1 protein-coding gene is annotated in these 443 nt (G+C 46.3%); it reads left to right on the top strand.

From position 1 onward, the window contains the following. Window positions 1-443: DnaB-like helicase C-terminal domain-containing protein (locus GFC01_RS18205; protein ID WP_152948516.1), on the top strand; the 443-nt coding region annotated here is incomplete at both ends.

Below are 443 nucleotides of genomic sequence, written 5' to 3' on the forward strand. Positions count from 1 at the left end.
ATATTGAACAGCTTCATAACCGTAAAGGCGATATCACAGGGATTCCAACAGGTTTCTCTGAGCTTGACCGGATGACAGCTGGATTCCAGCGAAATGATTTAATCATTGTAGCGGCTCGTCCATCAGTAGGGAAAACCGCCTTCGCATTGAACATTGCCCAAAATGTCGCGACCAAAACGGACGAAAGTGTTGCTATCTTTAGTTTAGAGATGGGTGCTGAGCAGCTCGTTATGCGTATGCTTTGTGCAGAGGGGAATATCAATGCACAAAACCTAAGAACCGGTAATCTGACAGAAGAGGACTGGGGCAAGCTGACAATGGCGATGGGGTCGCTGTCAAACAGCGGAATTTTCATTGACGATACACCTGGAATCAGAGTAAGTGAAATTCGCTCGAAATGCCGCCGATTGAAGCAAGAAAATGGTCTTGGCATGATCCTGATT

The organism is Desulfofundulus thermobenzoicus (assembly GCF_009428905.1).
Classification (GTDB): Bacteria; Bacillota; Desulfotomaculia; order Desulfotomaculales; family Desulfovirgulaceae; genus Desulfofundulus_A; species Desulfofundulus_A thermobenzoicus.